Source organism: Hymenobacter sp. BT559, assembly GCF_016427535.1.
Lineage (GTDB): Bacteria > Bacteroidota > Bacteroidia > Cytophagales > Hymenobacteraceae > Hymenobacter.
On record NZ_JAELXV010000002.1, the window covers coordinates 479150 to 495203 of the forward strand.

Below are 16054 nucleotides of genomic sequence, written 5' to 3' on the forward strand. Positions count from 1 at the left end.
AGGGCTACAAGCTCAGGCATTGCAATGATGTCATAGGCAGCTGTTTATACTTCCTCTATCGACCGCACGCCCAGCAGAACCCAAGGCGTGGGCTGGCCCTGGCGCAGCATGCGGCGGCCGTAGAGGCGCACCCGGCGGCGCCCTAGGCCCACAAAGTCGGCTTCGAGCACAAAGTCGTCGAAGGCATCGGCCTGCGGCGTGTAGCTGGTGAGCAGGCGCTCTAGGCGCTCGCGCAGGGCCGTTTGGTTCCAGGCACCGCCATTGAGGAGGGCCAGCGGCTGGCCTTCTAGGTCGGCCACCGCTAGTCCAAAGGCCTGGGCAAACGCTACGCTGGGGCTGTGTAGCCGCAGCTGGCCGTCGAGGGCCAGCACGGGCTCGCGCATGGCTTCCTGCATGCTATCGATAAAAATCGCTTTATCGTGCAGGTTGGCTTCGAGCTGCTTGAGGGCCGTGATTTCGGTGAAGGTGATAACGGCGCCGTTGATGTAGTTGTCGAGCGAGCGGTAGGGCAAGATGCGCATCGTAAACCACTCGCCCTGGGTGGTTTCGATGTTCACCTCTACGCTGGTGAGGCGGGTCAGTACCTGCTGCACATCGCGTAGCAAGTGAGCATAGCGCAGGTTGGAGGCAAAGTGGGCCAGTGAGCGGCCCACATCGGCGGGTAGCAGGTTGATGATGCGCGTAACCTGCGGCGTAAAGCGCTTCACCACCATGTCATTATCTAGGAAGATAATGGCGATTTCGGTGGCGTCGAGCAGGTTTTTCATGTCGTTGGCACTCTGGCTCAGCTCCTCGGTCTTGGCCAGGTACTGCATGTTGAGGGTCAGCAGCTCCTCGTTCAGGCTCTGCATTTCCTCCTTGTTGGTCATGGCCTCCTCGTTGGTGCTTTGCAGCTCCTCGTTGGCGCTTTGCAGCTCTTCGTTGGTGCTTTTTAGCTCTTCGAGACTGCTCTCCATCTCCTCGATAGTGGTTTGGAGGCGGTGCTTAGTGTATTGCAGCTCCTTGTCGAGGGCGGCCACTACCGAGTCGCGGCTGTCTTCGGGGTTCAGCACGTTGGCCTTGCCCTGGCGCACCCGGCGGGGGGTAGGCTGGTCTTCAAACACTACCAGCAGTAGGCCCATCAGGGCATCGGGCTCGTTGAGGTGCTTCACCGTGAGGCGCAGCAGCTGCTGCCCTAGGTCGGTTTTTACGCGCACATTTTCTACTACCACGTCTTCGCGGGTTTGCACGGCGCGGTGCACGGCCCCGCTGATCTCAAAGCTCAGCTCGCGGCGCGCCATCTCAAACACGTTGAGGCTACCCACGCCCGGCGCGGGCTCGAGGTAGCGCCCGGTGCGGCCGTTCACGTACAAGATTTCCCCCTTAGGGTTGATAACTACCGCCGGGGGCGTGTAGGCCTGGAGCAGCGTTTTCTGAACGAGCGAGGCAAACGGACCAGCGTGACGGTGCGAAGAAGCGGCGGGCGACATAAGAGCGGGCGAGTGCGCGGTAGCCGGCGACTGCCGGGCCATGCCAAAAGGAAAGTTGATGAGCCGGGGCAGCGCGGCCGGGGCCTCGGTGCGGCGCGAAATTTTCCATTTCACGTCCAGCGGTTGAAACAAATCGAGAAAACCCGTCAGGTTTTCGCTCGGCCCCAAAAACAGTAGCCCGCCGGGGTTGAGCGCGTAGTGAAACACGGGCAGCAGGTTGCGCTGCAGCTCGCTGCTGAGGTAGATGAGCAAGTTGCGGCAGCACAGCAGGTCGAGCTTGGTAAAAGGCGCGTCCTTATTGATGTTGTGCAGGGCAAACACCACGAGGTCGCGCAGCTCCTTGCGCACCTGGTAGTGGCCGTCGGTCTTAATGAAGTAGCGCTCCAGGCGCCCGGGGCTCACATCGGCCACCACGTTTTCGCGGTAGATGCCGGTGCGGGCCGCGTCGATGCCCATAGACGAAATATCGGTGGCAAAAATCTGGAGCTTGAGCCGGCGCTCAGGCCCTAGGGTCTCGATTACTTCGAGCAAGGCAATGGCCAGCGAGTAGGCCTCCTCGCCCGTGGAGCAGCCTGGGGCCCACACCCGCACGGTGCTGCCGGGCTCCTTGTTCAGAAGCACGGCCTTGAGCTGGTGCTGCAAGCTGGCGAAGGCCTCGGCATCGCGGAAAAACTTGGTGACGCCAATCAGCAGCTCCCGAAACAGCTGCTCTACCTCGTAGGGGTTTTCCTGCAAGTAGCGCACATAGTGGGTAAACTCCTTGATTTGGTGCGAGTTCATGCGCCGCTCGATGCGCCGAAACACCGTGTTGCGCTTGTAGAAGCTGAAGTCGTGCCCCGTTTGCTGGCGAATGAGCAAGAAGATTTTTTGGAGTGCGTGCGCGGGTTGCGTGGCCGAGCTGGACACTGGCGTGCGCGCCGGGCGCGTGTCGAGGGGACGGGCCACGTAGTCGAGCAGCTGGGCGGGCATCAGCTCGGGGGCCAGCACAAAATCGACAAACTCGGTGGCGAGCGCCGCCTTGGGCAGGGAGTCGAAGGCCGCCGTTTCGGGGTCTTGCACCATCACCATGCCGAAGTTTTCCATCACCAGCTTCAGCCCTAGGCTGCCATCGACACCTAGGCCCGAGAGCAGAATGCACACGGCCCGCTCGCCGACATCCTTGGCCAGGCTCTGCAAAAAGAAATCGATGGGCAAGCGGCGTGCCTGGGGCTGGGTGGGCTTGAGCAGGTACAGCACCCCGTGCAGCAAGTTCAGGTCGTGGTCGGGCGGCGCTACATACACCTGGTTGGGGTACACGCGCAGGCCATCGTAGGCTTCTTGCACGGGCAGCTCCGTGAAGGTTTGGAGCAGGTGCACCAGCTCGCCCTGGTTGTCGGGCAGCTGGTGCACTACTACCACGTAGGCAATGCCCGTGCGCCGCGGCAGGTGCGCAAAGAACTTTTTGAGCGCATCGAGCGACCCCGCCGAGCCCCCTAGGGCTACTACCGTAAACTTATCGGTGCTCGGGGAAGCACCGCGGCTGGTTTTGGTTGGGCGGCTTGGCTTAGGAGTAACCGAGTTGGAATCTACGGGGCCTGCGTCGTCGTCGGCAATGGAGTTGTCGGCCGAGGCCGAAGTGTCTTTCATGTAGCGAATAAAGGGCAGCGCCCGGTAGCGGCATGCTGGCTGGCTGTGTACCAAGCAACCGCCGGCCACAAATTTTTGGTATAATGAAGGTACTGTATTTAGTGCTATTTATAAGTGTTTTCCGTACACTTGTAGGTTGTATAACTTGTTTTTTGGGCTGCTTCGTGGCTATTCCTTCACATCTTATTGTTATTGGCACGTCTGCGGGCGGTATGCCAGCGCTTACTGCACTTGTCGCGCAGTTGCCGGGTACGCTCACAGCTGCTGTGCTGGTGGTGCAGCACCTCAGCCCCGACTCTACAGGCGTGCCCCTAGTGGCCCGGCTGAATGAGTATACTAGCCTTCAGTGCCAGCTAGCTACCAACCAGGCCCCGCTCGAAGCGGGCCACCTCTACCTGGCCCCGCCCGACCGCCACCTGCTGGTGAAAGACAACCACCTGCTCGTGACTAAGGGCCCACGCGAAAACAGCTACCGCCCCGCCGCCGATGCCCTGTTTCGCTCGGCAGCCGTGGCCTACGGGGCCAATGTGGTGGGCGTGGTGCTCACGGGCATGCTGCACGACGGCACGGCCGGCCTCGAATTTGTGAAGCGCTGCGGGGGCTTGGCGGTGGTGCAGGACCCCGCCGACGCCGAATTTGCGAGCATGCCCGAAAGTGCCCTACGCGCCGTGGCTATCGACTACGTAGCGCCCCTTGCCCAAATGGGCCAGCTGCTGGTGCAGCTAGTAGACCCCGCCCGTGCGGAGCCCCCCGAGAAGATACATATTCCGGCTGATTTACAACTAGAAGCGGCTATTGCCGAGCGTGTGGTGGGAACAGTAGAACAAGTTGGTCAGCTCGGGCACCAGGTGCCCATGACTTGCCCCGACTGCGGCGGCAACCTGTGGGAAGTTGACCACGGCAAGGTGCTGCGCTATCGCTGCCACACAGGGCACGCCTTCACGGCCGAAGCCCTAGCCGAAAGTAACCAGCACGAGCTAGAAGAAACCCTGTGGGTAGCCCTACGCATGATGGAGGAGCGCAAAAACCTCCTGATGAGTATGAACAAGCACGACAACAGCACTTGGAGCCGCCAGCAGGACGAGCGTCTAGTCGACCTAAAGCGCCACGTGAACCGCATGCGCGAGTTCTTGCTCAACGGCAGCGAAGGCCCGCAGCCAGCTGATACCTCCCAAACTGAGCCTAAGTAGCCCCCGCACCCAAAGGAAGCAGAAATATAATGCTAGGCTCATCTAAGGAAAATACTGTTGAATACTGCAGTAATGATAAGTATCGCTAGGAGCCGAGCTTATGCACACAGTTAGGTAAAAAAGGTCCTAGGTAGTCGGCGCGCAGTATAGGCTCGGTACAATGTACCTAATGGCCAAAGCTGCTTATTACGGGTAGATTTCTAGTAGTTTACCAGTTAAACAAGAAGTCATGCCTGTGGCGAGTACCTAGGGATAAAAAGAGCTTCAGAAATGATGGTTGCGTTGGCAAGTGAGTAAAAATCAGTAGTTGCCGCAGGTGTGAAATGGCGACTTACAGGATAAATTTGTCTAGGTTTTATCCTCTTGCCGAAGCAGCTATGCGCGCCTATGTAGAAGCTCGACCCCACAGCTACCTCCTCACCCTGCACGCTACCGAGGCAAGGGCTTACCCGCTGGCCACTGCATTGCGCCAGGTGCTGCGCCACGCCCGGGGCAGCGTGTGGGTAGATTGCCGCCACGTATCGGCGCTATCGGCCGAGGCCCTGCTGCTGCTGCGCCGGTGTGCCAGCCGGCTCTGGCAGCACGGTGGGCACCTCATTGTGTGCCACCTGCCCGAGGATACGCGCGCCGGGCTCGCGCCCGATGCCAGCCAGCCGCTGGCCGCATCGGTGCTTGATGCTGAGCAGTATGGCCTCTGCTTGCCCACTGGGCACTAGCCTAGGTTGGGCCCACCGCTGCCAGGATGGCTTTGGTCGGCGACCAGCTATTTATAAGAGGGTATGTGCTGGCGGGCAGTAGTCGCTGCCGTGGCCGAGTTCTTCGTAATCACGCTTGCCAGCTGATTTAGCCCCTGGCTAATGTTGTGTCAGCGAGCAGCTGCGCCTTCTTAATTAGCTCTCTTCAATGAGCTGTAGTCTTGCCTTCTCTAGTGCTGACGGGCTACTGTATGCTATGGGCAGCAGCGCTCGCTAAGCAGCCATAGAGGCAACAGCAAGTCTAATGTGCTTCTAATGTAGCCCTTTACTGCTGGCCGTACCTTTGTGGCAGCCAAAAGAACCAGCGGTTGCTGGTCTCCGTCTGGTTCGTTGCTAGCCTGCCGCTGCGTTGTAGGGCGGGGCATTGCTACCAATGTCAGGTAGGAGTAATGCCTGTAGGGCATGCCGCTGGGGCCCCACTAATTTGAGATACTTATGAGAGTTTTGGTGGTAGAAGATGAGTTGAAGGTGATAGCCGTGCTCAAACAAGGTTTTGAGGAGGAAGGCTTTACAGTAGACGTAGCCTTCGACGGCAAAACCGGCCACCTCATGGCCCTAGGTACGCAGTACGATATCATTCTGCTCGATATCGGCTTGCCGCATCTTAATGGCTACGAGCTGTGCCAGCTCATCAGGCGGCGCGATGCGCAGGTGCCCATCCTGATGCTCACGGCCTTAGGTACCACTGACAACAAGGTGGAGGCTCTAACGCTGGGCGCCGACGACTACCTGGTTAAGCCCTTTGAGTTTCGCGAGTTGCTGGCTCGGGTGCGGGCGCTCACGCGCCGTGCCCGGCCCGATTTTGGCCCCGTGGTGCTGCAAGCCGCTGACCTGGAGTTGAACCCCACCACCAAGCAGGTGACCTGCGGCGGCCAGCTCGTGACGCTCACCGCCCGCGAGTTTGCGCTGCTTGAAGTGCTGCTGCGCCACAAAAACGAAGTACTGTCGCGCGCCGACCTGATTGAGAAAGTTTGGACGCTGAACTTCGACACTGGCACTAACGTGGTGGATGTGTATATCAACTACTTGCGCAATAAGATAGAAAAGCCCTTTGGCCGCCGCCTTATTCAGACGATGGTGGGCATGGGCTACGTGCTGCGCGACGAGCCCACGGCGCTATGACCATCCGCACGCGCCTGGCGTGGCAGTTTACGCTGCTGATGGGGCTGCTGCTAACGGCGGGCCTAGGCACGGTTTACTACCTGTCGTGGCACAACACGCGGCAGCAGTACGAGCAGCGCTTGCGCGAGCGCGCCCACACGGCCGCCGCGCTTTTTTTGGAAGCCGACGAGCAAAGCCCTGCCTCCACCAACCGCACCCGGCAACGCTTCCTGCGCACCCTGCACGGCGAGGTCATCGGCATTTTTGACGCGGCCGGCCGCCTGCGCTTCAATACGCAGGCCGACAGTGCCTTTACCCCAGCGCTGCTAGCCCGCGTGCGCCGTGAGGGCGCGGTGCAGCGGCGGCGCGGCGCCCGGCAAGTGGTCGGTATCTATTACCAGGATAACCAGGGAGATTTCTGTATCTTGGTGGCGGCCGAAGACTACGGCGGTCAGGCGCGGCTGGCTTATCTGCGCCTTGTGTCGGCGGGCGTGCTGCTGGCGAGCGTGGTGGTAAGCTTCGTGCTGGGCCGCTGGTTTGCGCGCAATGCGCTGGCGCCCATCAGCCAGCTAGTGCACCAGGCGCAGCGCGTGAGTGCCGCCGACTTGCGCCTGCCTCTGCCCGCGGGCGAACCCAACGACGAGGTAGGCGAGCTTTCGGCCACGCTGAATCTCATGCTTAAGCGGTTGAAGGAGTCGTTTGAGCGGCAGAAGAGTTTTGTCAGCAACGCCTCGCACGAGCTTCGCACGCCCCTTACCAGCATCATGGCTACGCTGGAAGTTGCGCTCAACCGGCCGCGAACGCCCGAGGCCTATGTTGAAACCCTGCAATCGACCCTGCAAGACGCCCACCGCCTCAAGGAAATTATCAACCGACTGCTGCAACTCGCGCAGCTCGACTCGCACGAAGCGGGCCTGCAACCGGGTAGCACCATGCGCCTCGACGAGGTGCTCTATGAGACGTGCGAAGAAGTAGCCGCGCACTACGACCCTAGCCGCATCCAGGTGCTACTGCGCCACTTGCCCGCCGATGCCGAGCAGCTCGATGTGCCCGGCGACCGCCACCTATTTCGGCTGGCCCTCGGCAACCTGATTGGCAACGCTTGTAAGTTCTCGACCGCGCCCGTCACCTGCACGCTCGACTGCACCGACCAGCAGGCCGTTGTCAGCATCACCGACCAGGGCATTGGCATTGCACCAAACGAGCTAGCCCAGGTGCGCCAGACGTTTTTTCGGGCCTCTAATGCTCAGGGCATCCGGGGCTACGGTGTGGGGCTGGCCCTGGCTAACCAGATTCTGGAGCTGCACGGGGCCACGCTCGAAATCGACTCGGTGCTGCATCAGGGCACAACCATGCGGGTGCGGATGCCGCTGCGCCGGGTGTAGCGCCTGCGTAGCCTATTAGCTGGGGCTGCCTATTTATTGAAATACGTAGGTGATTTTGCTGAGCCAGTAGCTTTTAGCCTGGTTGGCTAAAGCGTCTTTGCGCATCGGCGCCCTTACTGCCTGCTGGCGGCCTCTGGCTAGGCCTGCCTCCATTACTTCTGTCTCTTCCTATGTCTGAAATCCCAACTGAAAGCCGTTACGCGGCCTTGTCTAAGGCTATTTTGCTGGCGGCTGGCCTCGTCGTGCTGCTGTGGCTGTGCTACCAAGTCAGTGGCGTACTGCTGCTGTTTCTGTTCACCATCATCTTCGCCCTCATTCTCAACGCGCCCACTACTTGGCTAGCCGACCGCAACGTGCCGCGCCCGCTAGCGGCGCTGCTGGTGTTTGGCGCGGTGCTAGGGCTGCTGGGGCTCCTGGGCTGGCTAGCCGTGCCCCGCATCACGGAGCAGCTCTCGGAGCTGGCCAGCAATCTGCCTACGTACGCCCAGAACCTGTCCAAGCAGCTTTCGGCCCTCTTCGAAAAATATCCGCAGCTGCAAAAGCACCTGAGTTTCGATGAAGAAAGCTTGACTAAGGAACTGCCTTCGCTGCCCGTGTTGCTTCAGCGGGTGGGGCAGTATTCGTTGTCGGCGCTGGGCTTGGTTTTTCTGCTCATTGTGCTGCTAAGCATGGTGCTGTACATGGTTATCGAGCCGCGGCCCCTGCTCAAGCTCTACTTATCGCTGTTTCCAGCCAGCCGGCGCGAGCCGGCGGCCCGCGCTCTAGGTAAGTCGTCCAAGATGGTAATTGGCTGGATGTGGTCGAATGTGGTGGTGGGCAGCCTGGAGGCTGTGCTTACGGCAATGTTTTTGAACATCATGGATATACCCGGCGTGTGGGTGTGGGCCGCGCTGGCATTCTTCTCCGAGCTGGTGCCCAAAATCGGGCCTTACCTCATGGCCGCCCCGCCCGTACTCGTAGCCCTGGCCATCGACCCGACTACCGCGTTGTGGGTGGCGCTGTTTTACCTCGTCATGAATGAGCTAATGGGCGACCTAGTGATGCCACGCGTGCGCTCCTCTACCATGAACCTGCATCCGGTTTCTTCGCTGTTTTTGATGCTAATAATGGGGTCGGCCTTTGGCCTGCCGGGGGCGCTGATTGCGACGCCACTCACCGCCTTCATCAAGGCTTTCTACGAAGAGTTTTACCTGGCTCGCCATCCCTTCGATGAGCAGTTGGACAAGCAGGTGGAGCTAATAATGTACCGGCGGGTAGATACGAAAAACTCCACGCTGGAGCAGTAACAGCGGGGAGGGCGGTATTCTAATCTCCTTCTAATACTCTTCTAATGAGCCTGTAATTTCTCGCTTGGCAGGCTTTCGGACCTTTGCATAGCTCTTCGGAGCACCCCCTAGGCTATGCAAATTCTCTTAATTATCAACTTATTAATTCTTAGCTTGGCACTCGTGCCGGCGCGGGCGCAGCCAGCTACCCTAGGCGGTTCCCCGGCCGTGCCGGCGAGGGTCGATAGCTTAGCGCTTACGCTGCCCGAGGCCGAAGCGGCCTTCCTAGGTACCAACTTCGCCCTGCTGGCCGAGCGATTCAATATCCCGGCCGCGCAGGCCGAGGTAATTCAGGCGCGGCTGTTCGACAATCCCACTATCAGCTTGGAGCGCAACTTGTTCAACCCGAACAACGGACGCTTTTTTGAGCACAACGAGGAGCGGTTTCAGGTGGTGGGCGGCATCGAGCAGCTGGTGCAGCTGGGGGGCAAGCGCCGCAAAGCCGTCGCCTACGCCCGCACGGGCGTAGAAATTGCGGAGTTGCAGTTTGCTGACCTCGTGCGCACGCTGCGTTACGAGCTGCGCGAAAACTTCGTGACGCTCTACTACCGCCAGCAAACGCAGGTCATGTATGCCCGGCAGATTGCGGCCTTGCAGCGCACGCTCACCATCACGCAGGCACAATACCAGCGCGGCAACGTACCGCTCAAGGAAGTGGTGCGGCTTAAGAGCCAGCTGTTTGAGCTGGAAAGCGAGCTGAAAGACCTGCGCAACGAGATTGCCGAAGACCAGTCGGAGCTAAACCTGCTGCTGGGCAGCCGGCAGCCGCGCTACCTGCGCCCTGTGCTGCCGGCCAGTGCGCCCGCTAGCCTGAGCCTAGGTGCCTTGCCCTTAGGTCAGGCTCTGGAAACCGCCCGTACCAACCGCCCCGACCTGCGCGCCAGCGCGGCCACCGTGCGGCAGCAAAGCCAGAACGTCAGCCTGCAAAAGAGCCTGGCGGTGCCCGACCTCACCCTAGGTACCTTCTACGACCATAACGGGGCCGTGGGCCTGCACTACACCGGCCTCACGGTGGGTATGCCACTGCCGGTTTTCAACCGCAATCAGGGTAATATCCGCCTGGCGGAAGCGCAGCACCAGGGCAGCCAGCAGGCCCTCAACCAGCAGGAGACCAGCGTGGTAAACGAAGTAACTGAGGCCTACCGCAAAGCCCAGGAGGCCGAGCGCCTCGCCGAGGCATTTCCGGCCGACTACTTCACCGATGCCGACCGCCTGCTCGATGGCGTGCTGCGCAGCTACCAGCGCAAGGCTATTACGCTACTCGAGTTTCTGGACTTTCTGGACTCTTACAAAACGGGCGTCATTCAATTCAACCAGAGCCGCGCCGAGCGCCTCAATGCCTTCGACAAGCTCAACGAGCAGCTTGGTCAGCAGGTGTTTGTGTACTAGGACAGCTTGAGCTATGCAACACCAACATTGGTCATGCAGCGCGCAGCGAAGCATGACCAATACAGCTTTACCTACTCTATCCATGCAACGCTATTTCCTACCTGTACTCCTGCTGGCAGCCGGTCTTTCGGCCTGCTCGGAACATCCGGCCGAGGCGCCTGCTGGCCGGCCCGCCACGGCCGCGCCGATGCTGTCCGACTCGCTGCTGGCGCGCATCGCGCTAGATACCGTGCGCCAGCAACCGGTAGTGAATGAGCTGAAGCTCACGGCCAAAATTGCTTACGACGAAGCGCGGGTGCATAAGGTGTACCCATTGGTGGGCGGCATCGTGACCAAGGTGAATGTGACGCTGGGCCAGTACGTGCAGGCCGGGCAGGTGCTGGCCGAAATCGAAAGCTCCGACATTGCCACCTTCCGCTCGGAGGCGACCACGGCCAGCGTGGACCTGGCCAAGGCCCGGCAAGAGCTGGCCTCGACCAAGGAGCTATACACCGATGGGCTAGCCTCGGCGCGGGAGTACCAGTTGGCCCAGCAGGAGGTGCGCCGCGCCCAGGCCGAGGTGCAGAAAAACCGCGAAATCGGCAGCATCTACGGTACGCAAGCGGGCCAGCGGGCAGGCCGCTACCTGGTAAAAGCCCCGGCCGCCGGCTTTGTGGTGGAGAAAACCGTGAACCTGCGTACGCAGCTGCGCGCCGATAACGACCAGCCGAGCTTCGTCATCTCCGACCTGAAAACGGTGTGGGCCCTAGGTAGCGTGTACGAAGACGACATCTCACGGGTACGCCCCGGCACCCCGGCCGTGGTTAAAACCCTGGCCTACCCCGACGAGCCGGTGACCGGCAAAATCGACAACGCCTTCAGCGCCCTCGACCCCGAAAGCCGGGTAATGACCGTGCGAGTGCCGCTGCCAAACCCTGACAATAAGCTCAAGCCGGAGATGTTTGCTACCATCACCGTATCGTCGGCCACGGGCGCTAGTAAGCTCAGCGTGCCGTCGTCGGCGCTGGTGTTTGAGCGCAGCCGCAGCTACGTGCTGGTGTATCACGACCGGCAGCACGTGGAAACCCGCCCCGTGGAAACGGCTGGCACTACCGCCGGCCGCACCTACCTCAACGGCGGCGTGGCGCCCGGCGAGCGCGTGGTATCGCGCAATGCGCTGCTGGCTTACCACACGCTGAATCAATAACGTCTTACCCCACCCCCGGCCCCCTAGCCCCTACCCCCTCCGGGAGAGGGGAGCCGACCGCAAGCCAACGCTGCTCAGTCGTCAGGCTTCCCTCCCCCGAGGGGGTAGGGGCTAGGGGGCTGAGGGTGGGGTTATCCATTATATTATGCACAAATTCATCCACGGCATCCTGGGCTTCTCGCTCCGGAACCGGTTCTTTATTTTCTTCTGCACGGCGCTGGTGGTGGCCGCGGGGCTCTACAGCTACCGTCGCACGGCCATCGACGCGTTTCCGGACGTGACCAACACCCAGGTCACCATCATCACGCAGTGGCCGGGGCGCTCGGCCGAGGAGATTGAGAAGTTCATCACCCTGCCCATTGAGGTGGCGCTGAACCCGGCGCAGAAGAAAACCAACATCCGCTCGACCACGCTTTTTGGGCTGTCGGTGGTGAAGGTGGTGTTTGATGATGACGTGGACGACGCCTTTGCCCGCGTGCAGGTCAACAATCTGCTGCCTTCAGCCGCCTTGCCCGAGGGCATCGAGCCTGAGGTAGAGCCGCCCTACGGTCCCACGGGCGAGATATTTCGCTACACGCTGGCCAGCGACACCCACGACGTGCGTGAGCTAAAAACTATTCAGGACTGGGTGATTGAGCGCCGCATTAAGTCGGTGGCAGGTGTGGCCGACGTCAACAGCTTTGGCGGCGAGGTCAAGAGCTACGAAATCAGCATCAACCCGCGCCGCCTGGCCGAGTACGACATCACGCCGCTCGACGTGTACGAGTCGGTGGCGCGCTCCAACATCAACGTGGGCGGCGACATTATCGAGAAGAACGACGAAGCCTACGTGGTGCGCGGCATTGGCCTGCTGGGCACGCCGGAAGACATTCGCACTATCATCATCAAAAACGTGAAGGGCACGCCCATCTTGGTGCGCAACGTGGCCGAGGTGCGCGAGTCGGCCCTGCCCCGCCTAGGGCAGGTGGGCCTTGATGGCAAGCCCGATGTGGTCGAAGGCATTGTGGTGATGCGCAAGGGCGAAAATCCCTCCGAAGTCATCACGCGCCTCAATGCCAAGGTGGCTGAGCTGAATGAGAAAATTCTGCCCGCGGGCGTCAAAATCAAGACCTTTTACAACCGCGAAACGCTCATTGGCTTCGCCGTGGGCACGGTGCAGCACAACCTGGTAGAAGGCATTGTGCTGGTGACGCTGGTGGTGCTGCTCTTTATGGCCGACTGGCGCACCACGGTCGTGGTATCGGTCGTGATTCCGCTGGCGCTGCTGTTTGCCTTTATCTGCCTGCGGCTGCGGGGCATGAGTGCCAACCTGCTGAGTATGGGCGCCATCGACTTCGGCATCATCGTGGATGGGGCCGTGGTGATGGTGGAGGGCATTTTCGTGGCGCTCGACCATCTGGCGCATAAGGTGGGCATGGAGAAATTCAACAAGCTGGCCAAGCTGCGCCTCATCCGCAAGACCGGGGCCGAGATGGGCAAAACCATCTTCACGGCCAAGCTTATCATTATCACGGCGTTGCTGCCCATTTTCTCCTTTGAGAAGGTAGAGGGCAAGATGTTCAGTCCGCTGGCCTGGACGCTGGGCTTTGCCCTGCTCGGGGCGCTCATTACCACGCTCACGCTGGTGCCAATGCTGGCTAGCCTGCTGCTGAACAAGAATGTGCGGGAGAAAAACAACCCGTTTATCAACTTCGTGACGCGCAGCAGCTTGGCGATTTTTCGGCGTGTGTACGCCCACAAGGCGGTGAGCTTGACCTTCGCCGCTATTTGGCTGGTAGTGGGCATCGGCGCGTTTCGGCTCCTAGGTACCGAGTTTTTGCCCCAACTCGACGAAGGCTCGCTCTACGTGCGCGCCTCGCTGCCAATGAGCATTTCGCTCACCAAATCGACGGAGCTGACCCAGCAGATGCGCAGCACCCTAGGGTCATTCAGCCAAGTGCAGCAGGTACTAAGCCAGACCGGCCGCCCCAACGACGGCACCGACCCCACGGGCTTCTACAATGTGGAGTTTCACGTGGATACCAAGCATATTCCGGAGCTGAAAAACCCGGCCTACCGTGAGGCCCTCATCGATAGCATGCAACACAAGCTGCACGCGCTGCTGCCCACGGTGGTGTTCAACTTTTCGCAGCCTATCCAAGACAATGTGGAGGAAGCCGTGTCGGGCGTGAAGGGCTCTATCGCCGTCAAAATCTACGGCGACGACCTCACGTTTATCGACCAGAAAGCCGACAGCGTGTACGCCATCCTGAGCCGCATCAAGGGCATCGAGGACCTAGGCGTGGTGCGCAACCTCGGTCAGCCCGAGCTGCACGTAGAGCTGGATGAGCAGCGCATGGCCCGCTACAACGTGAGTAAGGCCGACGCCAACGCCGTGGTCGAGCTGGCCATCGGCGGCAAGGAAGCCTCGCAGCTCTACGAGGGCGAGCGGCGCTTCAGTATTCGTATTCGTTATCAAGAAGAATTCCGCAAGACCGAAGAGGAAATCGGCCGTCTGATGGTGCCCACGCTCAGCGGTACCCAAATTCCGCTGCGCGAAATCGCCAAAATCAACCTGCTCACCGGCCCCTCGCTCATCTTCCGCGACGACACGCAGCGCTTTATTGCCATCAAGTTTTCGGTGCGCGGCCGCGACATGGGCTCTACCATCGAAGAGGCCCAGCAGCTAGTGAATGCGCGGGTGCCGCTGCCCAAAGGCTACGCCTACGCCTGGGCCGGCGACTTCGAAAACCAGCAGCGCGCTACCCAGCGCCTGGCCGTGGTGGTGCCCATCTCGCTGCTGCTCATTTTCTTTATTCTCTTCGTGCTGTTCGGCAATATGAAGGACGCCGGGCTTGTGCTGCTCAACGTGCCGTTTGCTATCACAGGCGGCATTGCGGCGCTGCTGCTCACGCACACTAATTTTTCGATTTCGGCGGGCATCGGCTTCATTGCCTTGTTCGGCATCTGCATTCAGGATGGCGTCATTCTCATCACCGTTTTCAAGCAGAACATCTTGAAAAAGATGCCGCTAGACGCGGCTATCTACGAAGGTGTTACCTCCCGCATTCGCCCCGTGCTGATGACGGCCATGATGGCAGCCATCGGCTTGTTTCCGGCGGCCATTAGCACGGGCATCGGCTCCCAAACGCAGAAGCCGCTGGCCATTGTCGTCATTGGGGGGCTTATTACCTCTACAGTGCTCACGCTTTTCATCTTCCCGCTCATTTTCGAGCGCACGCACGGCGAATATCGCCGCCGGCAGCAGGCGTTGAAAACGGCGCCCTGAACGCTTTTGCCGTAACGGCACGTAGCGCGGGCTTTTAGCCTGCCAGTAGCAACTGTTCTCCACTCGCGGACTAAAAGTCCGCGCTACTGCATCTAATCCATCATTTCATGAGTCAACCGTCCGCGCCTGCCCCTACACCCAACCGTTTTGTTGCGCTGCTTTCCCGCGCCGGGCTCGACTGGTTTTTGCTGGCGCTACTAGGCGTAGTAGGCCTGGCCTACTGGCAGCCCGACGTGGGCAGCAAGACCAGCCCCGTGCCGTGGCATCTGATTACGACGGTGGGTGTGGCGTTGGTTTTCTTCTTTTATGGGCTAAAGCTGAACCTAGACAAGCTGCGCGAAGGCATGCGCAACTGGCGGCTGCCCTTGGTAGTGCAGCTCACCACCTTCGTGTTGTTTCCGGCGCTGGCGCTGCTGGTCAAGCCGCTGTTCGGGACGGAAAAAGGCGAGTTGCTGTGGCAAAGTATTTTCTTTTTGTGCGCGCTACCTAGCACGGTTTCTACCTCGGTGGTGATGGTGAGCATTGCGGGCGGCAATATGCCGGCGGCCATTTTCAACGCCAGCATGTCCAGCCTGCTGGGTATCGTGCTCACGCCACTGCTCACGAGCTTATTTCTGCACACTGGCACGGGCGGCGGCCAGTTGTGGGGCTTGGCGGCGCAACTGCTGTGGCAGGTAGTGTTGCCGGTGGGCGCGGGCATTTTGCTCAACTCGCGCTTCGGCGCGTTGGTCGACCGCCACAAAGCTGCCCTGCGCTATTTCGACCAGGTTACCATCCTACTCATCGTCTACACGGCGTTTTGCGAGTCGTTTGCCGAGGGCATTTTCAGCAGCTACGAGCCCGCCGACATCGCGAAGCTCAGCGCGGGCATGATGGGGCTGTACCTGCTGGTATTTGCCTTGGTATGGGGCCTAGACCGGGCGCTGGGTTTCTCGCGGGCCGACAACATTACGGCCGTGTTTTGCGGCTCCAAAAAGTCATTGGTGCACGGTAGTGTCATGGCGAGCTTGCTCTTTCCGGCCAGCACCGCTACGGGGCTTATCCTGCTGCCGCTCATGCTCTATCACGCCCTGCAAATTATTCTGGCCAGCAGCATGGCCCAGTACCTAGGTCGCCAAAGTGAAAACCTCTCACCTAGGATGAGCTAACCAAAATAGATAGATAAAAGGGTAGCGAAAAACGCCCCCGAAGACGCAAGTTTTCGGGGGCGTTTTGGCGTGTGGCGCAGCGGCAGCCCTAGCCCTGCGTGTGACCAAAAGCAGCGCATTAGGTAACAATTCCTTCATATTGCTTACAGGTAAAGCTCAGTAATTTGCTAGCTTATACCTATTTATCAAACCTTAAGCGGAAGTGGATGGCG

General features: G+C 60.1%; 10 protein-coding genes. 9 read left to right on the forward strand and 1 reads right to left on the reverse strand.

The features are described 5' to 3' along the window. Nucleotides 1-44 precede the first annotated feature (44 nt). On the reverse strand, nucleotides 45-3095 hold the full coding sequence (locus JAO77_RS08585; RefSeq protein WP_198989918.1) for a CheR family methyltransferase: 3051 nt from the start codon (nucleotides 3093-3095) through the stop codon (nucleotides 45-47). Nucleotides 3096-3178: 83 nt separating this feature from the next. Between JAO77_RS08585 and JAO77_RS08590 the strand changes: the two genes are divergently transcribed. From JAO77_RS08590 to JAO77_RS08630, 9 genes are all read left to right on the forward strand, one after another. Then, nucleotides 3179-4285, forward strand: coding sequence for a chemotaxis protein CheB (locus JAO77_RS08590; RefSeq protein WP_286192449.1), 1107 nt, complete (start codon nucleotides 3179-3181; stop codon nucleotides 4283-4285). A 377-nt stretch (nucleotides 4286-4662) separates the two neighbouring features. Then, nucleotides 4663-5001, forward strand: a complete 339-nt coding sequence (locus JAO77_RS08595; protein ID WP_198989920.1) for a hypothetical protein — start codon at nucleotides 4663-4665, stop codon at nucleotides 4999-5001. Between the two features lie 474 nt (nucleotides 5002-5475). Continuing rightward, nucleotides 5476-6162: a response regulator transcription factor gene (locus JAO77_RS08600; RefSeq protein WP_198989921.1), complete on the forward strand. Its 687-nt coding sequence runs from the start codon at nucleotides 5476-5478 to the stop codon at nucleotides 6160-6162. Beyond that, a complete protein-coding gene (locus tag JAO77_RS08605) occupies nucleotides 6159-7526 on the forward strand; it encodes a HAMP domain-containing sensor histidine kinase (RefSeq protein ID WP_198989922.1) in 1368 nt (455 codons plus the stop codon). The genes JAO77_RS08600 and JAO77_RS08605 overlap by 4 nt, the downstream gene beginning before the upstream one ends. 170 nt (nucleotides 7527-7696) lie before the next feature. Continuing rightward, the gene (locus tag JAO77_RS08610; RefSeq protein ID WP_198989923.1) at nucleotides 7697-8812 is read left to right on the forward strand and encodes an AI-2E family transporter; all 1116 of its coding nucleotides are present in this window, start codon (nucleotides 7697-7699) and stop codon (nucleotides 8810-8812) included. Between the two features lie 114 nt (nucleotides 8813-8926). After that, nucleotides 8927-10240: a TolC family protein gene (locus tag JAO77_RS08615; protein WP_198989924.1), complete on the forward strand. Its 1314-nt coding sequence runs from the start codon at nucleotides 8927-8929 to the stop codon at nucleotides 10238-10240. A gap of 82 nt (nucleotides 10241-10322) precedes the next feature. Continuing rightward, nucleotides 10323-11426, forward strand: a complete 1104-nt coding sequence (locus tag JAO77_RS08620; RefSeq protein ID WP_198989925.1) for an efflux RND transporter periplasmic adaptor subunit — start codon at nucleotides 10323-10325, stop codon at nucleotides 11424-11426. A 145-nt stretch (nucleotides 11427-11571) separates the two neighbouring features. Further along, complete coding sequence (locus JAO77_RS08625; protein ID WP_198989926.1) at nucleotides 11572-14694, forward strand: efflux RND transporter permease subunit; 3123 nt, start codon at nucleotides 11572-11574, stop codon at nucleotides 14692-14694. A 107-nt stretch (nucleotides 14695-14801) separates the two neighbouring features. After that, complete coding sequence (locus JAO77_RS08630; RefSeq protein WP_198989927.1) at nucleotides 14802-15842, forward strand: bile acid:sodium symporter family protein; 1041 nt, start codon at nucleotides 14802-14804, stop codon at nucleotides 15840-15842. Nucleotides 15843-16054 lie beyond the last annotated feature (212 nt).

What these genes read in the sequence shown, in the direction of transcription:
- JAO77_RS08585 (WP_198989918.1), bottom strand. Translation starts at nt 3,095, where the DNA reads ATGAAAGACACTTCGGCCTCGGCCGACAACTCCATTGCCGACGACGAC.
- JAO77_RS08590 (WP_286192449.1), top strand. Translation starts at nt 3,179, where the DNA reads ATGAAGGTACTGTATTTAGTGCTATTTATAAGTGTTTTCCGTACACTT.
- JAO77_RS08595 (WP_198989920.1), top strand. Translation starts at nt 4,663, where the DNA reads ATGCGCGCCTATGTAGAAGCTCGACCCCACAGCTACCTCCTCACCCTG.
- JAO77_RS08600 (WP_198989921.1), top strand. Translation starts at nt 5,476, where the DNA reads ATGAGAGTTTTGGTGGTAGAAGATGAGTTGAAGGTGATAGCCGTGCTC.
- JAO77_RS08605 (WP_198989922.1), top strand. Translation starts at nt 6,159, where the DNA reads ATGACCATCCGCACGCGCCTGGCGTGGCAGTTTACGCTGCTGATGGGG.
- JAO77_RS08610 (WP_198989923.1), top strand. Translation starts at nt 7,697, where the DNA reads ATGTCTGAAATCCCAACTGAAAGCCGTTACGCGGCCTTGTCTAAGGCT.
- JAO77_RS08615 (WP_198989924.1), top strand. Translation starts at nt 8,927, where the DNA reads ATGCAAATTCTCTTAATTATCAACTTATTAATTCTTAGCTTGGCACTC.
- JAO77_RS08620 (WP_198989925.1), top strand. Translation starts at nt 10,323, where the DNA reads ATGCAACGCTATTTCCTACCTGTACTCCTGCTGGCAGCCGGTCTTTCG.
- JAO77_RS08625 (WP_198989926.1), top strand. Translation starts at nt 11,572, where the DNA reads ATGCACAAATTCATCCACGGCATCCTGGGCTTCTCGCTCCGGAACCGG.
- JAO77_RS08630 (WP_198989927.1), top strand. Translation starts at nt 14,802, where the DNA reads ATGAGTCAACCGTCCGCGCCTGCCCCTACACCCAACCGTTTTGTTGCG.